Origin of the sequence: Paenibacillus sp. FSL R7-0048 (assembly GCF_038004505.1) — a bacterium.
In the GTDB taxonomy this organism is placed as follows: domain Bacteria; phylum Bacillota; class Bacilli; order Paenibacillales; family Paenibacillaceae; genus Paenibacillus_AQ; species Paenibacillus_AQ odorifer.
Map to the genome: position 1 here is coordinate 2,731,234 of NZ_JBBORF010000001.1, position 17,066 is coordinate 2,748,299.

Sequence of the window (17,066 nt, forward strand, 5' to 3'; positions counted from 1 at the left end):
AGGTTTTTAACCTGCATACATTTTTTAAATATAACTGGATGGTCCGTGAACAATGGTATGAGTGGTGTGGAGATATTTCTGAGGCGGAGCTGCTTGCAACACGTATAGGTGGTGTAGGCAGTATTCTTAAGACGCTTTTTCACATTGTTGATGTGGAGTGGAGCTGGATTCAAGTATTGCAAGGAAAGCCGGATTTCCAAGAGGATTTTGAGCAGTACAAGACTTTGTAGCAAGTAAGAGAATTGGATGCAAAATTCCACACAGAGGTGGAACCCTTTGTAACGGCTTGGCATGAGGGTCTGGAACAGAGGGTTTTAGAGGATCACCTTCCGGATGGCAGGATCGTGACCGATGCTTGGGGTGAGGTAATGCGCCATGTGATTGCTCATGAGATTCATCATGTCGGGCAATTATCGGTCTGGGCTAGAGAGATCGGAAAACCGCCGGTTTCAGCTAATCTGATTGGCAAAGGGCTGATAAACAGCCTACCTGGCAAAGCATAGACAAGCTATTCAGCGTATATTCAGATTCATATTTTACAATCTCCTTGAACTGCGAAAACATAAATCTGTACTTCAAGGAGGATTACACATGGTGAAGAAGAAAAATTTGCTGAGAAAGTTCATGGCAGCTACACTAAGTCTTGCTATCGTCTCAACGGCGTTTGGTGTTGCTGGAAACACGCCCGTAGTTAGTGCGGCGGATGCAGGTGTAACGAAAGCGTATGAATCCCTGTTCGCGGGTGACAGAATCATTGATGTTAAAGTAACGATTGATGATGCGGATTGGAAAAGTATATTAGCAAGTCCCCTCGAAAAAGAATACAAAAAAGTTAAGGTTGAAGTTGACGGGAATGTTGTTGAAAATGTTGGATTTTCTACTAAAGGGAATCTGACGTTAAAATCGGTAGCCAGTATGACAGACTCGGACAGATACAGCTTCCGGCTGAAATTTGATAAATATGATAAGAAGCAAACGTTACTTGGTCTTGATAAAATGGTACTGAACAATAATTTCTCGGACCCTTCGTATATTCGTGAATATTTACATTACGAAGCGCTTCGTTCTGTTGGTGTGGATGCACCTTTGACTGTGTTCACCAATCTGTATATCAACGGAGAATTATATGGTTTTTATGTAGGTGTGGAAGCAATAGATGACAGCTACTTAGAACGTACCTATGGAGAAAATTATGACGATGGTGTTCTGTATGATACAGAAGAAAAAAGTTATCTGCAGTACAAAGAAGGCAGTGACTACGAAACGATAACTTATGATACAGGTAAAGAAGATGATAAAGCTTCGTTAAAGAACTTCATCAAGGTGCTGAATGAGATGCCTGCCGGTGAGAAGGGTTCTATTGAAAGTGTGCTAGATGTGGATTCGGCACTGAAGTATATTGCCGCTAATGCTGTATTGGGTAACTATGACAGCTATAACGGGGATAAAGGTCATAATTATATGTTGTACGGGGATGCATCCGGTAAATTTAGTGTACTTCCATGGGATATGAACATGTCCTTTAACGGGTATTCTGGTGGCGGAGGCGGCAGAACAGGGACAACAGATACAACAGCTGCTGCGGGCACAACTTCTACTTCGGCAACAACCCTTGCAGCCAATACCAACGCAGTAACTGCATCAATTGATAATCCAACGCTTGGGATAAGTTTAGATCAGGTCCCAATGATTGCTAATCTGTTGGAAGTGCCTGAATATAAGACTAAATACCTGAAATATGTATCTGAGCTGGTTGATTATTTGGAAGGAATTCAGAGCAGAATTACTGAATTGGCTACCTTGATCAAACCTTACGTTCAAGCAGACCCAACCAAATTTTATACCATGGAACAATTTGAAAGTAATGTTACTTATTCAGCAACAGGTGAAATGGGTGGTAGTGGAGGAATGACTCCGCCAGCTGGGATGGAAGGCATGACTCCTCCTGAAGGGATGGAGGGTATGACACCTCCGGATGGAACGACACCGCCAGCACGTCCTGATAATACAGCGACTGCGACTGATGGTAATCCTACACCTCCAACAGGTAACGCTGGAGGCGGGGGACAAGGTATGGGCACAATGGCTGCAGGTTCGATTATGACCTTTGCGCTGAACAGACTCGCTAATCTGCAAGGCCAGCTAGGACTTAACGTCACACCTCTTCCCTCTGTAACTACAACACCATCAACAACGAATCCGAACACGACGGGCACTAAGGGAATATCCGTACTTTTAAACGGAACAGCGGTCAGCTTTGCAGATCAGCTTCCTGTGAATAAGGATGGCCGGGTGCTGGTGCCAGTGAATGCAATCTTTAATGCTCTGGGTGCTACAGTAACCATGGATCAAACGACTAAGAAAATCACCGCAGTAAAAGACAATACAACGATCGTAATGGCCATTGGCAGCAAGACTGCTTACATCAATGGCAAAGCACTCACACTCGACGTTCCTCCGCAAATTATCGGAAATCGGACACTGGTTCCGGTAAGATTTATTTCCGAGGGATTGAACATGGATGTGAAGTGGGATGCAGGGACTTCTACAGTTACAGCTACGACTAAAACAGCAGCTTTATAATTAGCTTTATCGCAAATGCGGAAATCCTGGGCAAGCTCTGGATTTCCGCATTTTTTAATTCAAGCAGATCAACTCGTGCTGCTGCTAGAGAGCAGTGGCGGAAACCAGACATGACGAAGATCGACCCAACCCTGGCTATTGAAGCTAACTCCACGGACAGAAGGGAGATAAGCAGTCTGAGTAGGTTTTTCATACAAAATATGTAGGTGGTGCTCTTCAATCAGACGGTTCTCGATGATACTGAAACTTTCCGCTCGGGCCACCGGATTAGGTTCGCGCGCGATGGTATATAACCAGCCTTCAATATCCGCTCTAGTATGCGGTTCAATATGCTTAGAGAGTGTGAGGTATAGATCAAACAAACGAAGTTGTTCATCCTCGTCACGGAATAATGAGAAAACAATCAGGTCAGATTCCAGCCGAATCGGACCTTTAAATTCCTCTGGAGACACGGAAATGACATTGCATTTATAACCTTGTTGCTCTAGTCTAGTGGCAATAAAATCAGCATCGCCAGCATATTGTGGAATCGTAGAGATTTGCAACGTGATTTCTTGATCTATTATCGCTTCTTGCTCGATGGACGCTGAATCGTCTTTTAAACAGGAGACTATTTTTGCCCGAAGCAGGGGATCGCTTAGCGGTCCCTTTTTTTGCGTATTGCAGGTGACGAATTTCCGAATGGAAGACTCCGAATGAATTCGGCTCCAGGTCGAAGAACTGGCGGATGAGGGATTCTGAATCACGTGAAAAGCAGAACCCGTATCAGAGGATGACGTTTCGGTATCCCACGGGACATAAAGGATTTCAACCCGATCTAAATGAGCCCGTCCTTGAAAATAATAAGGAAAAACCTCCAGCACACAAGTGTCCTCGGTCATATCCACAACCTTAAAGGGGCCAGTCCCCACGGGTCTACGGCCAAAGCTCTGCTCATCCATTCCTTCTAAATCACGCGGTACAATTGCGGCTCTGCTCGTACACAAAAATGGTAGAAATAGTTCATTAGGTTGCTTAAGCGTAATTTGAACGGTAGATGGATTTAATGCGGTGACCCGCTGGATTTCTTTGAAAATATAGCTATAGAGTGTCCGTTTAGAGGTTTGCATCAACCGTCCCAGGGAATAGACTACATCCTTGGCTGTCAGCACTTTTCCATGATGGAATAACACCTCTTTGCGTAGAAAAAAAGTCCAGAGCGTCCGGCTCTCATCGACTTCCCAGGCGTGAGCCAGACAGGGAACAATTTTGTCCTGTTCACCACTTCGTTTCACTAACCCGTCGAAAACATGGCTGGAAACAAATGACTCTGCCAGCAAATTCATATAGAGCGGATCGAAGGTATGGAGTTGCTGGGTAATAGGCAGCCGGAGAGTATCAATTTGCTTGTCACTACGAATTTCAGAATGATGCCCAAAATAGGTCAGCAGCCAACCCTGCAGTGTATCCTGCAGTGAGGTGGAGCTGGCATGGGTTTTGATACCTTCTATAGCGTTGTGGACATCTTTGCGGCTAATCGCCTGCATCATGGATTGAAGGGCAATTTCTTCGGAGGGAACAAGAAATTGCAGCAAAGAGCGGCTTCCCCGCCCACGCTTAGGCGTCCATTTGATCCATTCCTGCAACATCATTTTATTCACAATATGCAGGGCATTGCGGTGTGTACAGCCGAAAATCAATGCCAACTCATCCATCGTCACTGAGATTTCTGTGGCTCCCCCAAAATGAGATTGCAGCTTTAAAAATTGACTATGCAGCTTCATTGTTTTGGTTCCTTTCGGAAAATAGGAAATTATAAATAAATTCTTTCTCTTTTTTTTCTTATTTTATCACGTAAAATAAGGATGAGAAAGTAAGAAAATGGGGGTAATTACCATGACCGAGGAAATGGAAACGGGAACGGGACTTAGGCTAAATCGATCGCTTGCTGCTTTGCTTGCCGCGTTCTTACTGGCAATAGTTCATCAGTATTTATTTTATGGAAAGCTGGCGGGCCTATCGTATCCAATCTTTGTATGTCTGTTCTATGCGTTCATGCTTTATTATGCCAAGGCTAAAATCCGCAAGCTTAACAAATTCAGTTACTTCTGGTTTGGAGCGATTTTTCTACTTTCATTAACCTATTTATTCTTTCATAATTTTTTCTTCTTTGGGCTGAACCTGCTGGTGATCCCGGTGTTGATTTTATTACATATGACTTATTTGCTTAGTGATAAACGGCCGGCTTGGAGCCGGCTTGGATTAGTGGGGAACACGCTGGAGCATGTGCTTCCACAGAATTTCCGCCATTGGAGCACTGTGTTTACGATCATTAAAAGGTCTGGCGGCAGTAAAATGAAGGACGAGCGTAAGCAGGTTATGGGGAAAGTGCTGATAGGACTTGCGATCTCTTTTCCAATATTGCTGGTTGTGGTGACTCTGCTGTCCTCAGCGGACGGAGTGTTTCATCATGTACTGCTGGCGCTGCCGAATGTACTGGATCGGATTTCATTTGGGGAAGGTTTTGTGCGGGTGCTGTGGATTATCCTGCTGGGCATGGGCTTGTTCGGCTTAGTGTGGGGGTATGTGGATTCGAAAATCTATGACTGGAATATGCAGCCTAAGGAATATGGTCCAGTGCTGGCGCCTGTAAGCTTTAAAATGGATCCGATAATTATGACGACGATTCTTATAGCCATTAACACGGTATATGTATTGTTTGTTTTCGTACAGTTTTCTTACTTGTTTGGAGCATGGGAAGGGATTTTACCAGAGGGCAGCTCATATGCTGATTACGCACGTAGTGGATTTTTTGAGCTGATTATGGTGGCTGCGATTAATTTCGTGATTTTACTGCTGGCTTTGGTATCGGAAGGAAAAAGAAGTGGGGGGCTGCAAAAATTCATTAATGTCCTGCTCTACATTCTGGTTGGTTGCTCGACAGTTATGTTATATTCCGCCTATACCCGTCTGACTCTCTATGAAGAGGTGTATGGCTATACCACGACTCGGTTTTTAGTGCATGCATTTATGATATTTATGGGCTTATTGTTGGTGGTTGCAGCCTTACGGATAGCTGTTCAGCGTGTGCCATTGGCGAAATGTTATATTGTGCTCGGCTTGATCTCCTACGTCGTCATGAACTATATCGGGATGGATGTTATTATCGCTAATAAAAATATGGATCGCTATGCAGCGAGTGGTAAATTGGACGCCAATTATTTGGTCCGTTTATCTCCGGAGGTCATCCCTTCTCTGATAAAGTTTAGTGAACAGGAAGATGGGATGCTGGATGATTTTTTAAAGAATGAATGGAGAGAACTCAATAAGCGTGAGCAGGCATGGCAGTCGTTTAATTTCCCGCAATATCTGGCGCAGCGTGAGCTGGCTGAATATTTTGCACAGTAAAGGTAAGAAGAAGGTGTGAGGTCAGTGAGGAAAAAGCCATTTAAAAGAGGCTGGTCATTTATCATTATTTTTATTACGGTAGGTTTAAGTTACGGGATCTATCATATCTATTTATACAATGCGCCCAAACAAAATCATTACTCGCGTGTTTCCAGCACCCATCTTGAACAGGAAAGTCTGGGCGGCATTCAGCTGCTTCAAAGCCTTGATTCAATCGCTAGGGAACCTAAGCCAAATAATGATATAGAGCGGTATCAGTATTATGATCTGGGTCACGAGACAACAATAGCCACAGCACGTGGTGATGATAAGATCATTCTAATCAGCGTCTATTCCGATCATACGATGAGTACGGCAAGAGATATTCATATTGGAGCTTCAGCGGACGAAGTGATCAAGGCTTATGGCACTTCTTATTATAAAAGAGGGGAGCAAGGGGCTGAGATTATCGGATACGTGGATAAAATCAACCATCGGAGTATTGAATTTTGGCTGCAGGATCAGAAGGTAGATATGATTCGTTATTGTGTGGATTCTGTTGTAATGTAAAGTGTCATAGGAAAACCTCATTAAAAAGGACATATGTCCTTTTTTTGTGGGGTATTCTAAATTACACTGGAGCAAACAATAGAGGGGGCACTACATGCAGACGATAAATGACCGTGAGGCTGTCCGTGCCTTGGCAGTGAAGAACGGTCTGGACGGAATATTTAGCCCGCTGGTAACGCATAAAATGGAGTTGAGACGTTACGCGGATGAAGAAAAGCTGTGTCTGGTTGGCGATCAATTGGATGGGATGTTCATATTGGTTGAGGGCAAGCTCAAAATCCAGACCTTGCTGCCAAATGGCAAATCTATGCTGGTGCGGTTTACAAATCCGATATCTGTGATTGGGGATGTAGAGCTGCTTCACCGGTTCCCTGTTAAGAATCAAGTGGAGTCTGTGGGTGAGAGCTTGATTCTTTTTGCAGGGAGAAGACTACTCCTGAGAGAGCTTGAGGAAAACACAGCGTTGTTACGTTTTCTCGTCGGAGAACTTAGTCACAAATTGCATACGCTCGGTCAAGCCTCTGCACTTAACCTGTTGTATCCTGTGGAGAATCGATTTGCCAGTTATTTAATGTCTTTGTTCGCGGATAAAAATGGTGACCGGCGGGTGGAGGAGATTCGGACCTCAAGTCTTATTGAGACAGCAGAATTGCTTGGCACAAGCTATCGGCATCTTAATCGAATTGTACGGCGTTTTATTGATGAAGGAATCATTACACGAAATCGTGGACGCTTAAGTGTACTGGATGAATCGAAGCTGGCAGAGCTGGCTAACGGAAATTTATACGAATAAAAAGATCTCAAGAGACCATTAGTTCCTGCCTCGGCCGGAAATAGGGGTCTTTTTGTTTTTTTAAGCAAACATTCAGTTCAAATTCAGAGAGGCTTAAGGGAGAGCTAGTAGGATAAAAGTACCAAATAGATCTACATACATATAGAGATGAGGAAAACCGATGGTGAAAAGTATCCGTGGGAAAATAGTCTTAGGATTTACTGCTGTGATTATAGTCTTTCTAGTGGCGATAGCCGGAAACACATTGTTTCAGGGGAAGGTTACCCAATTGACAGATCAGGTTAATCGTAACTGGGACAAGCTGTCACTTGTTCAAGGCTTAACGGATAAGATTCGTACCGCAGATGAGCTGGGTGCTCGTTATGTGATGAGCAACACAGATGATGAGCGAAATTCATATCTGGCGCAGTATGAAGAAATGCTCCCATTGATTGAAAATGCTATTACAGAGCTGGAGAATGCCCGATTAAGTGAAGCTGAGTTAAAGGGTGTAACTGAGCTGAAGAGCAAATGGAATGATTATTTGATCGTTCTGAAGGAAGCTTTTGCCTTAGCTAAGGAAGGAAATTTCCCGGAAGCGCAGAAGAAATTCACGGACCTGTCATTAGACGCTATGATTGAATCTCAGATTGTGTTTCAGAACATGCTCATGGAGGAAATAGAGAATGGACAAAGCCTGGCAAATTCGCACCGTAACAACGCTTTGATTACTAGCTTTGGTGTGACCGGATTGTCGGTAGTGCTCGCGGTGATCCTTGCGCTGCTAATTTCTGGACGGATTATTAAACCGCTTCGTGATGTGAACACTCAGTTGAAGGAAATTGCAGATGGGGATGCCGATCTTACGCGCAAATTAAGTGTTCGTTCTAAAGATGAGATTGGTGAACTGGCGTTTAACTTTAATAAAATGACAGATAATCTGGGCACGATGATTGAACAGGTGAAGTTATCGGCGAATAGTCTCGCGAGTTCCTCTACAAAGCTTAGGTCAGATAGTGGAGTGACGGCAGGCGCCACAGAACGAATATCGGATATTATGGGTGAAGTCGCTTCTGGAACAGCCAGACAGATGAATGATTTGCAGACCAATACAATTACAATCTCAGAAATATCACTAGGAATCGGCCAAATTGCTGCCAGTGTCCAGGACATCTCGGAAGCCTCCCATCGCTCTGCGGCATTTGCCATTACAGGAGATGAATCCCTTCAGGCCGCAGGGCAGCAAATGGAATCGATTAATCGCTCCATACAATCTCTATCACAGCAAGTCCAAGGTTTTGTGAATCGATCTCAGGAGATTGGCAGTATTGTAGGAGTCATAAAAGGAATCGCTTCGCAGACGAATATGCTGGCCCTAAATGCGACGATTGAGGCAGCTCGTGCTGGTGAACAAGGTAGAGGTTTCGCTGTGGTTGCCGATCAGGTCCGTAAGCTGGCAGAGCAGTCCGCGGAATCCGCCAATCAAATTGCAGAAATGGCGACTGGGATCCAAAGTGAAGCAGATGATGCTATGAAGGTGATGATGAGCAGCATGCGTGAAGTAAAGGGAGGTACGGAGATTATCGAGGAAGCGGGACGTTCCTTCGGTGAGATTCGATTATCTATAGATTCACTTGCTGAACAGGTTCAGGAAGTATCTGGAGCCGTGGAGGAGATTACGGCAGCTGCGGATGAGATTGTAGAGTCAATTCGTAACGTTACGCAAATCTCGGAAACAACCGCTGCGAGTACTCAGCATGTGTCAGCAGCCTCACAAGAGCAAATGGCTTCAGTCGAACAAATTGCATCCTCTGCAAGTGAATTAAGTACAATGGCGCATGGACTGCAAGGGTTGGTAGCTAGATTTAATGTATAACACGAAGCTTCGGAGAGTTAAGGGGCAATATAGTCCCCTTGGCCTCTCTGTGGCTTTTTTTGGTTGAACGTAATATCCCACATACAAAGCATAGAAATCGCCATCGACGGCCATCTACCTATAACTTATATTATTAGCGTTATTAGTTAGCTTGTATCCGTAATCCATCATTTCAAATGTAGGAGGCGAATGTCTATAAAATTACTGTTTTGAAAGCGCATCCTTTCTGCTGCATAGCTCCACAAAATTTTGGAAGGTGGTTATTCAATGATAGCAGCTTCTAAAAGATTTACCGGGAAGACGTCAGTACTTTATTGTTTGATTGTTATATTATTTGTAGGTCAGTTAGGATTATATCCCTCGGTGAGTTTAGCTGCGGGGAATTTAGCCCAAGGGAAGACTATTACTTCAAGCTCCTTCGGTGATGTATACGTAGCAGCCAATGCTAATGACGGCAGCCAAGGAACGTATTGGGAGAGCGCAAGCGGTGTTTTTCCGCAATGGATTAAAGTGGATTTAGGGGCAGCAAGCAGCGTGAATCAGGTTGTGCTAAAGCTGCCTACGAATTGGGAAACAAGAACTCAAACATTAGCGGTGCAAGGGAGTATAGACGATGCAGCTTACAACAACTTAGTAGAATCCGCCAATTATACATTTAATCCAACGAGTGATTCCAATACAGTGACCATCAGCTTTACAGCTGCGAATATCAGATATGTTAAACTGAATTTCACATCCAATACGGTCTGGCCAGCAGCACAGTTAGCGGAATTTGAGGTTCATGGTAATACAACTACAACTCCATCCTCAGGATATGAAGCGGAGAATGCCGCATTATCCGGTGGTGCCAAGGTTAACACGGATCATACAGATTATACAGGTACAGGATTTGTTGATGGTTACCTAAATCAAGGTGCTGCAACTGCATTTAGCGTTAATGTGGCTTCTGCTGGTAACTATGATGCTACATTAAGATTTTCAAATGCATCAGGCAGTACAAAAACCATTAGTGTTTATGTGAATGGAACTAAAATTAAGCAAACCTCACTTGCGAATCTGGCCAATTGGAATACTTGGTCAACAAAGATTGAGACGCTGGCTCTGAATGCTGGTGCTAACACGATTACTTATAAGTACGATGCAGGAGACACTGGAAATGTGAATCTAGATAATTTGAACGTCACTCCAGCTTCTGCGTCAACACCTACATCAACGCCGACGGCAACTCCGACACCAACGGCAACACCTACCCCAACGCCGACGGTAACACCGACCCCGACACCGACACCGACAGTAACACCTACGCCAACACCGACAGTAACACCTACACCAACTCCAACTCCAACTCCAACGGTAACACCGACCCCGACACCAACAGTTACACCAACGCCTGGGGCGGGTTCCAATCTGGCTTTGAACAAAAGCATCAACGCTTCCTCTTCCGTCTTTACCTTTGTTCCTACAAATGCGAATGACGGTGATGTAACTACTTACTGGGAAGGAGCAGGAGGAAGTTATCCCAATACATTATCTGTAAACCTGGGTAGTAATGCCGATATTACATCCATTGTCCTCAAACTGAATCCATCATCGGCCTGGTCCACACGTACTCAGACTATTCAAGTGCTTGGGCATAATCAGAATACAACAGCCTTTACTAGTCTTGTGCCAGCAACCGTGTATACTTTTAATCCGGCAACTGGCAATACGGTCACTATTCCGGTAACGGCCACGGCTAGTGAAGTACAGTTGAAGATTACCACCAATACTGGTTCAACCGCTGGACAAATCGCTGAATTCCAAGTGATGGGTGCACCAGCTGCTAATCCGGATTTGGCGATAACCGGTCTTACATGGTCACCTTTAGCTCCAGTAGAGACCAATGCCATTACTTTAAATGCAACGGTAAAAAACCTTGGAACGTTAGCTTCCATAGCGACTAATGTGAATTTCTACTTGGGCAGCACACTTATAGGCACTAGCCCAGTGGGGGCATTAGCGGCTGGCGCATCTACGAACGTCACTTTAAATATGGGCGCAAAGGATGCTGCTACCTATACTTTAACTGCAAAGGTTGACGAGAATAATACGGTTATTGAATTGAACGAAGGCAATAACAGCTTCACTAGCCCAAATTCTCTTATTATAGCTCCCGTATCCAGTTCTGATCTAGTAGCTTCCCCTGTTAGCTGGACACCAAGCAATCCAGCAGGCGGCAATATGGTCAGCTTCTCGGTGGCAATCAAGAATCAAGGGACAGCAGCATCCGCAGGGGGTGCGCATAACATAACCTTGAAGGTTCTGGATGCTACTACGAATGCTGTACTCCAAACCTTAACTGGAACCTATAACGGCGTGATTGGCAGTGGAGTAACAGCGCCTCCTGTTAGTCTTGGCACTTGGACAGCAGCTAATGGCAAATATACTGTGAAGACGGAAATTGCCGTAGACACTAATGAGCTGCCAGTTAAACAGGCCAATAATATTCAAACACAGTCTCTTTTTGTAGGTCGTGGAGCCAATATGCCTTACGACATGTATGAGGCTGAGGAGGGTGTGATTGGTGGCGGGGCTGTGAAGCTTACTGCTAATCGGACCATTGGAGATCTTGCGGGTGAGGCTTCAGGCAGAAGAGCAGTCACACTGAATACTACAGGCAGTTATGTAGAATTCACTACTAAGGCTGACACTAATACACTGGTCACCCGCTTCTCCATTCCAGATTCGGCGAGTGGAGACGGTACGAATGCTACACTGAACATCTATGTGAACGGAGTTTATACCAAGGCGATTAATCTGACCTCTAAATATGCATGGCTGTACGGTTCAGAGATAAGTCCCGGCAATTCACCAAGCGCGGGTTCTCCGCGGCATATTTATGATGAAGCTAACATTATGTTCGACAGCACGATTCCGAAAGGTAGTACGATTCGACTGCAAAAGGATGTGGCAAATACCTCGCAGTATGCCATTGATTTCATCAGTTTGGAGCAGGTATCACCGATTGCCAATCCAGATCCGGCCAAATATACGGTCCCAGCCGGCTTTACACATCAGGATGTGCAAAATGCGCTAGATAAAGTACGCATGGATACGACCGGAAATCTCGTAGGTGTGTATTTGCCGGCCGGTAACTATCAGACCTCCAGTAAATTTCAGGTCTATGGAAAAGCAATGAAGATCATTGGTGCGGGCCCATGGTATACCAGATTTTACGCTCCAACGAATCAGGAGAATACGGATATCGGTTTCCGGGCAAGCGATACCGCTAACGGCTCTACTTTTGCGAATTTTGCTTACTTTGGGAACTACACATCACGTATTGATGGCCCGGGTAAAGTATTTGATTTCTCCAATGTGGCAAATATTACGATCGATAACATCTGGACCGAACATCAGGTGTGTATGTATTGGGGAGCTAATACGGATTACATGGTGATCAAAAACTCCCGTATCCGCAACACCTTCGCTGACGGCATCAATATGACGAATGGCAGCACGAATAATCTCGTATCCAATATTGAGGCACGGGCAACAGGGGATGATAGCTTTGCATTGTTTTCGGCTATTGATTCCGGTGGTGCAGATATGAAGGATAATATTTATGAGAATCTCACTTCAATCTTAACCTGGCGGGCAGCAGGTGTAGCCGTCTATGGCGGATATGCCAATACCTTCCGCAACATTTATATTGCCGACACGCTTTGCTATTCTGGAATTACGATCAGCTCACTTGACTTCGGGTATCCAATGAACGGCTTTGGCGCTTCACCGACAACGAATTTTGAGAATATTTCCATTGTTCGTGCAGGTGGACATTTCTGGGGGGCACAGACCTTCCCGGCAATCTGGGTATTCTCAGCCTCTAAGGTATTCCAAGGCATTCGTGTCAGTGATGTGGATATCATTGATCCAACCTATCATGGCATCATGTTCCAGACCAACTATGTCGGCTCCACGCCGCAATTCCCAGTGACAGATACCCTCTTCACGAATGTCACAATTTCCGGTGCGCAAAAGAGTGGAGATGCTTTTGACAGCAAATCCGGAGTGGGCATCTGGGTAAATGAAGCGGCTGAGGCTGGGCAAGGTCCTGCCAGAGGGTCAGCCACCTTTAACAATCTGAAGATTACCAACACGGTAACGAATATTAAAAATAATACGTCTACTTTTACGATTAACGTTAATCCTTAAAAATAAATGCTGCCAGTACTGAACAGCCGTCTCCCGCTTTCGTGGGGGGCGGTTGTTTTCAGGTTGCAGAAAGTAAGGTTCTGAATCGACAGGAGGTGCTGCTCACGTTACAATAATGGAAGGTACAGAAATGAAGGAGGCTCTAAAATGACATCCTTAGTGGTTAACAATATAACAGAGCTGATTGGGAATACACCGGTTGTAAGATTAAATCGGCTGACTAGCCCCCAAGATGCAGAACTATACGTGAAGCTGGAGCTTTTTAATCCAAGTGGCAGTGTAAAAGACCGGGCAGCTTATAATCTAATCCTGCAAGCCGAGCTAGCAGGTTTGCTGAAGCCGGGCGGGACGATCATTGAGCCGACTAGTGGAAATACAGGGATAGGCTTAGCGATGAATGCCGCGGCAAAAGGGTATAAAGCGATTCTTGTCATGCCTGATAATATGACCAAGGAACGAATCAATATTCTAAAGGCTTATGGTGCGGATGTTGTGCTGACGCCCGCAGCAGAACGGATGCCGGGAGCTATAGCAAAAGCGATTGAGCTGGGAAAAGAAGTGGAGAACAGTTTTATTCCACAGCAATTCGAGAACAAAGCCAACCCGGATATTCACCGGACAACGACCGCTCTGGAAATCCTGGAGCAAATGGAAGGTAAGCTGGACGTGTTTGTTGCTTCATCAGGAACTGGGGGCACGATAACTGGAACCGGTGAGGTTTTGCGTGAGCATCTACCTGATATCCGGGTTCTTGTGGTTGAGCCGCAAGGCTCGCCCGTATTATCTGGAGGAAAGCCAGGACCACATAAGCTGGTAGGAACGAGTCCGGGCTTCGTACCCGCCATTTTGAATACACAGGTCTACGATGACATCGTTCAAGTTGCGGATGAAGCTGCCTTGGAGACGGTAAGAATGCTGGCTGCAAAAGAAGGAATTCTGCTGGGTCCATCCGGGGGTGCCACTGTATGGGCGGCGTTGCAGGAAGCGCGTCGTCTTGGGGCTGGCAAACGCGTGCTTTGCATTGCACCTGACACAGGGGAACGGTATCTTAGTATGGGAATATTTTAGTTTCGTCTGGAGGAATGGGAATGAATAAGCTCCGTGTGAGTTTCCTTATTGTTCTACTGCTGGCGGGCTGCTCAGGCTCTAACAAGCCAACCCCTTCTCCAAGTGCAGAGCCGACACCAACGGCAAGCATGCAGCAGCCAGCAGCTTATCTGGAAGCTGAAAAGCTGAAGGCGAATTTTGGTTTTGCAGATGAGTCTGGCAAGAGCATCTTAGTCACCGGGCAGGAAAAAGGGCTGGATGCGCAAATGCAACAATTGAATGAGGCGATCGGCGATCATGGGCAAGTGCTAAAAGTGAAATTGAATAAATGGCAGGAGGGTACGGAGAACAGTAATGGCCGGGAGATGGCTCACAATTTTGTGAATCTGCCAGGGTATCTTTATACGGTTGAAGCGGGGAATGCGACCCCTGATGAGACCTATTACCTGACGGATCAGGCAGAGTTTAATGCGAATGCGTTAATCTCTGTTAAGCCTACGGAGGTTAAGCAAGCCTCGCTAAATGTTGCAGAAAGTGTGCGGCAGAATATTGTTTCTGCGAAAAATCGTGAAGTAGAGCACATTTGGAAACTTGCTGACCTGTCTGGTGATCGGCAGCTGTATCTCGTTCAATTCATTAGGCAGGATCAGGAGATGTTATTTAGTCTTGTGCTGGAAGATAAGGCCGGGCTTACCTTTATGGATTATCCGGCTGTCATTCAAGGCGATGAATTTTCCGTCTGGAGAGTGGATGATGGAGGGGAAGTGATACCTGAGATGTTCTCTATTCTTTTTGCGGCGGAAACTGCTGAAGGTCCATTACTCGGTATGGAGTGGTGGGGAGCGGAAGGCGTAAACACATTTTTCCTGAAAAAAGAGGGAGATGTTTTTAAAGAAATGGACATTCAATACGGACGCTACACATCACCACTATAACTGGGATGCAGATACATCGAAGGATGTATCTTTTTTTTGCTACAATATAAGAAAGTATAAATTTTCACTATATATTGCTTATAATATTATGAAGGATAGCATTATTTTTTTAAAATACTTAAATTTGTAACAATAAGAACTTTAAATAGCCCGATCGAGTCATGTAGCAGAATTGTGACGGTGATATTGTTAATCATAAGATGTACGGGAGGGGACAGCAACGTATAACCGAATCAAGTATATGATCCTGTTACTGCCAACGCTAATGGTAGGGATCTGGGAGGTCGTGCGCCATCAGTTTCTAATGCCTTATATCTCGATGGATCTGGGGAATTATTTGACACCTGTCCTCGTATTTTTGTTCACTCTTGTATTGCTCGTCCCTTTGTTTTCGCTGATGGAGCGGAATCAGCGGGAGCTGGAGCAGGAACGTGCGCTCAAAGAGGCAATGAAAGCCCGGGAAGGGCTAGCTAAGGAACTGCATGATGGGATGGCGCAATCTTTATTTCTTCTATCTGTCAAAATAGATCGTTTGGAAGCAAGCCGCAGGAATGGGGAAGTCAGCGAAGAAAATGTGGATCAGATCAAAAAGACCGTCCACGAGGTGAACCGTTATGTTCGGCAGGCGATCGCCAATCTGAAGGTACCAGTGTCTGAGCAGCACTCTTTTTCATTGGAACAGTCGGTTAAAGATCAGCTTGCTCAAATGGCTAACGAGATTATGATTGAGGTTTCCTTGGATTGGAGTCTACAGGATGAAGCCCTCTCTCCTTCGGAAAAAGCAGAACTGCTATCTTGTATCCGAGAGGCTATTATTAATGTGCGTAAGCATACAAGAGCGGCGAAGGTTTCCATCACAGGTGCAGGCACTGAGAAAAACTGGAGCGTGGCGATTGTCGACAATGGCGAAGGATTTCAGCATGATCCCTTTGAGGTGAACGGAAGTTACGGCCTTCAGATCATGAAGGAACGTGTCGAAGGAATGGGATGGAAGCTTCAGGTGAGCTCCGGCAATACGGGGACAAATGTGGAAATTACGAAAGGAGGGGGAAGTTTATGAGCCGGTACCGGGTTTTGGTTGTGGATGATCATGCGCATGCGCGTGAGGCGATGTGTGAGATTTTGTCCATGGATGATAGTTTTGAGGTCATTGGAGTAGTGGAGAGTGGTCCTGAGGCGATCGCGTTCACGGCCCAGTGGATGCCTGATCTCATTCTTATCGACATTCAGATGCCGGAGATGGACGGGCTGGAGACTACTCGCCGGATCAAGCAGGAATATCCCTATGTCAAAATCGTTATCGTTACGGTATCGGACGAAATTTCCCACCTCCTCGAAGCATTGAAGCAAGGCGCACAAGGGTACTTATTGAAGAATCTGGCACCTTCCACCTGGATTGAATATTTGCAAGCGATTGTGAATGAAGAAGCACCGCTAAGCCGGGAGCTGGCTTTTCAAATCTTGAAAGAATTTACCGTTCCTTCATTAACGGATGAAGGGGAGTCTTTGACGGCGAGGGAGAAGGAGATTTTAAGCTGTGTGTCTTCCGGATCGACGAATAAAGAGATTGCCATAAGCCTGTCGATTTCGGAGCATACCGTAAAAAACCATCTGAAAAACATCCTTCAGAAGCTTCAACTCCAAAATCGTACGCAGCTGACGCGTTATGCTCTGGAGCAGGGGCTTGCTTCACGTAAACGTGATTTTCCGCGGTAAATATGAG

General features: G+C 45.3%; 11 protein-coding genes and 1 pseudogene. 11 read left to right on the forward strand and 1 reads right to left on the reverse strand.

Going from position 1 to position 17,066, the window contains the following annotated elements:
- Positions 1-11 precede the first annotated feature (11 nt).
- Together NSQ91_RS11880 and NSQ91_RS11885 are read left to right on the forward strand one after the other, a co-directional pair.
- A pseudogene (locus tag NSQ91_RS11880) lies at positions 12-503 on the forward strand (DinB family protein).
- An 88-nt stretch (positions 504-591) separates the two neighbouring features.
- Entirely contained in the window at positions 592-2,583 is a 1,992-nt protein-coding gene (locus tag NSQ91_RS11885; RefSeq protein WP_076187352.1) for a CotH kinase family protein, read from the forward strand.
- Between the two features lie 68 nt (positions 2,584-2,651).
- On the opposite strand, the gene NSQ91_RS11890 is transcribed toward NSQ91_RS11885, so the two are convergent.
- The gene (locus tag NSQ91_RS11890; protein WP_076305423.1) at positions 2,652-4,346 is read right to left on the reverse strand and encodes an ABC transporter substrate-binding protein; all 1,695 of its coding nucleotides are present in this window, start codon (positions 4,344-4,346) and stop codon (positions 2,652-2,654) included.
- 112 nt (positions 4,347-4,458) lie between these two features.
- Between NSQ91_RS11890 and NSQ91_RS11895 the strand changes: the two genes are divergently transcribed.
- The 9 genes from NSQ91_RS11895 (at position 4,459) to NSQ91_RS11935 (ending at position 17,059) form a co-directional block, all read left to right on the forward strand.
- Entirely contained in the window at positions 4,459-5,970 is a 1,512-nt protein-coding gene (locus tag NSQ91_RS11895) for a DUF4153 domain-containing protein (RefSeq protein ID WP_076280880.1), read from the forward strand.
- 24 nt (positions 5,971-5,994) lie between these two features.
- Positions 5,995-6,519: a hypothetical protein gene (locus tag NSQ91_RS11900; protein WP_076130648.1), complete on the forward strand. Its 525-nt coding sequence runs from the start codon at positions 5,995-5,997 to the stop codon at positions 6,517-6,519.
- A 94-nt stretch (positions 6,520-6,613) separates the two neighbouring features.
- On the forward strand, positions 6,614-7,312 hold the full coding sequence (locus NSQ91_RS11905; RefSeq protein ID WP_036683474.1) for a Crp/Fnr family transcriptional regulator: 699 nt from the start codon (positions 6,614-6,616) through the stop codon (positions 7,310-7,312).
- Between the two features lie 160 nt (positions 7,313-7,472).
- Positions 7,473-9,167, forward strand: a complete 1,695-nt coding sequence (locus NSQ91_RS11910) for a methyl-accepting chemotaxis protein (RefSeq protein ID WP_076305424.1) — start codon at positions 7,473-7,475, stop codon at positions 9,165-9,167.
- Positions 9,168-9,434: 267 nt separating this feature from the next.
- Positions 9,435-13,361 carry a galactose-binding domain-containing protein gene (locus tag NSQ91_RS11915; RefSeq protein ID WP_340917924.1) on the forward strand — a complete coding sequence of 1,309 codons (3,927 nt, stop codon included), beginning with the start codon at positions 9,435-9,437 and terminating at the stop codon, positions 13,359-13,361.
- 147 nt (positions 13,362-13,508) lie between these two features.
- Entirely contained in the window at positions 13,509-14,429 is a 921-nt protein-coding gene (cysK, locus tag NSQ91_RS11920) for a cysteine synthase A (RefSeq protein ID WP_076187365.1), read from the forward strand.
- Between the two features lie 20 nt (positions 14,430-14,449).
- Positions 14,450-15,343 (forward strand): hypothetical protein, encoded by an 894-nt coding sequence (locus NSQ91_RS11925; RefSeq protein WP_076193885.1) that lies wholly within the window; start codon positions 14,450-14,452, stop codon positions 15,341-15,343.
- A 286-nt stretch (positions 15,344-15,629) separates the two neighbouring features.
- Positions 15,630-16,403 carry a sensor histidine kinase gene (locus tag NSQ91_RS11930; protein ID WP_254857126.1) on the forward strand — a complete coding sequence of 258 codons (774 nt, stop codon included), beginning with the start codon at positions 15,630-15,632 and terminating at the stop codon, positions 16,401-16,403.
- Positions 16,400-17,059, forward strand: coding sequence for a response regulator (locus NSQ91_RS11935; RefSeq protein WP_076130654.1), 660 nt, complete (start codon positions 16,400-16,402; stop codon positions 17,057-17,059). The genes NSQ91_RS11930 and NSQ91_RS11935 overlap by 4 nt, the downstream gene beginning before the upstream one ends.
- Positions 17,060-17,066: the final 7 nt, after the last annotated feature.

Coding starts and splice junctions, on each gene's coding strand:
- NSQ91_RS11895 (WP_076280880.1), top strand. CDS start 4,459: ATGACCGAGGAAATGGAAACGGGAACGGGACTTAGGCTAAATCGATCG.
- NSQ91_RS11885 (WP_076187352.1), top strand. CDS start 592: ATGGTGAAGAAGAAAAATTTGCTGAGAAAGTTCATGGCAGCTACACTA.
- NSQ91_RS11905 (WP_036683474.1), top strand. CDS start 6,614: ATGCAGACGATAAATGACCGTGAGGCTGTCCGTGCCTTGGCAGTGAAG.
- NSQ91_RS11910 (WP_076305424.1), top strand. CDS start 7,473: ATGGTGAAAAGTATCCGTGGGAAAATAGTCTTAGGATTTACTGCTGTG.
- NSQ91_RS11925 (WP_076193885.1), top strand. CDS start 14,450: ATGAATAAGCTCCGTGTGAGTTTCCTTATTGTTCTACTGCTGGCGGGC.
- cysK (WP_076187365.1), top strand. CDS start 13,509: ATGACATCCTTAGTGGTTAACAATATAACAGAGCTGATTGGGAATACA.
- NSQ91_RS11915 (WP_340917924.1), top strand. CDS start 9,435: ATGATAGCAGCTTCTAAAAGATTTACCGGGAAGACGTCAGTACTTTAT.
- NSQ91_RS11890 (WP_076305423.1), bottom strand. CDS start 4,346: ATGAAGCTGCATAGTCAATTTTTAAAGCTGCAATCTCATTTTGGGGGA.
- NSQ91_RS11935 (WP_076130654.1), top strand. CDS start 16,400: ATGAGCCGGTACCGGGTTTTGGTTGTGGATGATCATGCGCATGCGCGT.